The 2606-nt window shown below is 63.5% G+C and carries 1 protein-coding gene and 3 pseudogenes; 2 read left to right on the top strand and 2 right to left on the bottom strand.

All coding sequences use genetic code 11. The annotated features are described in order from the left end of the window. Both JSE7799_RS09580 and JSE7799_RS09575 read right to left on the bottom strand, forming a co-directional pair. Positions 1 to 305: pseudogene (locus JSE7799_RS09580) on the bottom strand (IS256 family transposase); the annotation flags it as partial. Between the two features lie 98 nt (positions 306 to 403). Further along, positions 404 to 1207: pseudogene (locus JSE7799_RS09575) on the bottom strand (ISNCY family transposase); the annotation flags it as partial. 85 nt (positions 1208 to 1292) lie between these two features. On the opposite strand from JSE7799_RS09575, the gene JSE7799_RS09570 reads away from it, so the two are divergent. Together JSE7799_RS09570 and JSE7799_RS19730 are read left to right on the top strand one after the other, a co-directional pair. After that, on the top strand, positions 1293 to 2357 hold the full coding sequence (locus JSE7799_RS09570) for an IS256 family transposase (RefSeq protein ID WP_222101733.1): 1065 nt from the start codon (positions 1293 to 1295) through the stop codon (positions 2355 to 2357). A gap of 88 nt (positions 2358 to 2445) precedes the next feature. Continuing rightward, positions 2446 to 2606: pseudogene (locus JSE7799_RS19730) on the top strand (ATP-binding protein); the annotation flags it as partial.

Here is a 2606-nt window from a genome sequence, read left to right as displayed (position 1 = left end):
AGCGCCGAGCGGAACTTGATCTTGCTCCCATCTTCATTGCGGCCGCGATCGCGCACGCGCGGGACCTGCACAGGAATGGTCCCGATCCCGGTCATCATCTCGCGCTCGGGCAGAAAACCATGGCGCACAAGACGCTGGCGGCCCTCCTCGTCCAGAAGATGCGCATGCTCGGCGAGGAAGGCGGATACCTCCGCCTGAACCGCCGTTCGCAGAAGCTCCTTGGCCCCAGCTTGGATTACCTCGGTCAACGGATCCGCAGAAAATTCCGATGGCAGTTCGAACGGGACAACGGTAGATTTGGCCATGGTGGCATATCCTTTCTCTTTTGAGACTGACGGCGCGTGAACACCGCCATGATATGCCGCCTACTTCAGGCCATCACCAACTTTCGGACATAACTCTGGGCCTGATCATTTTTGCGATAGGGCCGCGAGCGGGTGAACTCAACCTGCGCTGCCTCGCACCAGCCCCTGATCGTCTCGTTCATGAAGACGCTGTCATTGTTCGTATCGAAGCCGAGCAAAGGAAACGGGAGCGCCGGGCGCAGCGCAGTCATGACCTCGCTCAGCAGACGCTGCTCGCGAAAGAGAAGGGGCGCGCATTCTGTCCATCCTGTCGCCACATCGGTGAGGGTCAGCGTCTGCACGAAGCTCCCGCTCGCCGACGGGCCGCTATGCGCGACAAGATCCGCTTCCATGTAGCCCGGCGCGGGATCGTCCCAATCCGCGTAAGTTCGGATGGGCACGCTCCGCCGCACCGCCGAGGAATGCGCAGTCCGCCAACGTTTGTCAGCCGAACCGGCAGCCCGGACAGGGGCGAGAACCCGGTCGATGGTGGCCGCGCTCATCTTTAGAAGTCGGACGCGCACATCCTCGTCCAGTTCAAGATGGTCATGCCGCTCCATCGCCGGGATCAGCAGCGGAATGAGAGCCTTCAACCGCTTCCCGCAGATCCGGTCGGACGCTTCCCAGAGCACGACAAGAGCCTCTCGCACGGCTTCGTCATAAACCCGTCGTCCGGGCCGAGGCTCCGAACGATCCACAACATGATCGCGCCGAAGGAGCCGTTCCGCGTGCTTGCGGTGATAACCCGATATCTCCGCGAACTCCGTCAGGATCCGCCCCTTCTCGGCTCGGGTCGCGCCACGATATCGCGCCGCCACGGCCTCCAGTAGCTCATCTCTAGTTCCCATGCTGATCCGTCTCATTCCTGCCCCCGAACAGACCCGCTCCGGGAACATTTCTAATGATGCAACGGCATCATCTTCAGGAACAGTTTAGGCGAGGCAATGCGTGCTCTCACCCGGATTGTCGCGCTACAATGAGCGCACGCCCGAGCGTCACGGCTATGCCAACGGCTACAAACCCAAGCGGATCGACACGCCTGCGGGCACGGTGAGCGTGCAGGTGCCCAAGACTGCCGGGCATGGGGAAGAGCCGTTCTATCCGCAATCCCTCGAGCGCGGGCGGCGGTCGGTTCGGTCCGTCATGCTGGCGGTGGCCGAGATGTACGTCAAAGGCGTCTCCACGCGTGACGCCGAGGCTGTCATGCGCGAGTTCGGGATCGAGAGCCTGTCGTCCTCGCAGGTCAGCCGGGCTGCCAAGCTGCTCGACGACGAACTGGAGGCATGGCGCAACCGCCCTCTGGGCCAGGTAAAATGCCTCATCCTCGATGCCCGGTACGAGAAGATGCGCCACGGCGGGGTGGTGCGCGATGCTGCCGTGCTCTCGGCAATCGGCATCGGCCCGGACGAGCGGCGGCGTGTTCTGGGCGTTTCCGTGGCCCTGTCCGAGGCCGAGGTCCACTGGCGGGGCTTCTTGGAGAGCCTGGTCGCCCGCGGCCTGCGCGGCGTCGAGTTCATCGTTTCGGATGACCACTCAGGGCTGCGTGCTGCCCGGCGGGCTGTTCTTGGCGGCGCCACGTGGCAGCGCTGCCAGTTCCATCTCGCGCGCAACGCCATTCATCACGCTCCGAACGTCGAGAGCCGCAAGCGCATCGGAGCTGAGCTGCGCACCGTGTGGAATGCCAGCACGCTCGCCAAGGCAGAAACGGCCTTGGCAGAGATCGTCGCCAGCTATCGCACCTCTGCGCCGAAGCTGGCCGCATGGCTGGAGGAAAACGCGCCCGAGGGGCTCGCGGTCTTCACGCTGCCCGAGCACCATCGCCGCCGGCTGCGCACTTCAAACCCGATGGAGCGATCCGTCCAGCAGGAGCTCAAGCGGCGCACCGTGAAGGTCAGGGTCTTTCCCAGCGACGACGCTCTGCTGCGACTGGTCAGCGCCGTCCTCGTAGAGATCGACGAGAAATGGGCCTCCGAGACCAAGGCCTACATCAAATGGGAATGCCAGGATGCATGACCCGCTCTCAGCAGAATTTCCAGACCGCAGGTTGCTCTATCACCACCTCGGCGGCCAGCTACATGTCTCTGCTGTCGGAGGATGCGGCATGACCGACACCCCGAAGATCCTGCTCGCGGAGCATCTGAAGACGTTGAAGCTGCCTACCTTGCCTCGCGGGAGTATGAAAAGCTCGCCCGCCAGTGCGCCGCCGAGGGGCTGGATCATGTCCAGTTCCTGGCGCGTCTGGTCGAGCTGGAACTGATCGAC

The sequence above is a fragment of the Jannaschia seosinensis genome (assembly GCF_001408515.1).
GTDB classification, from domain to species: Bacteria; Pseudomonadota; Alphaproteobacteria; order Rhodobacterales; family Rhodobacteraceae; genus Jannaschia; species Jannaschia seosinensis.
Note: the sequence above shows the minus strand (reverse complement) of the source record. Positions and strands in the feature narration are given on the sequence as shown.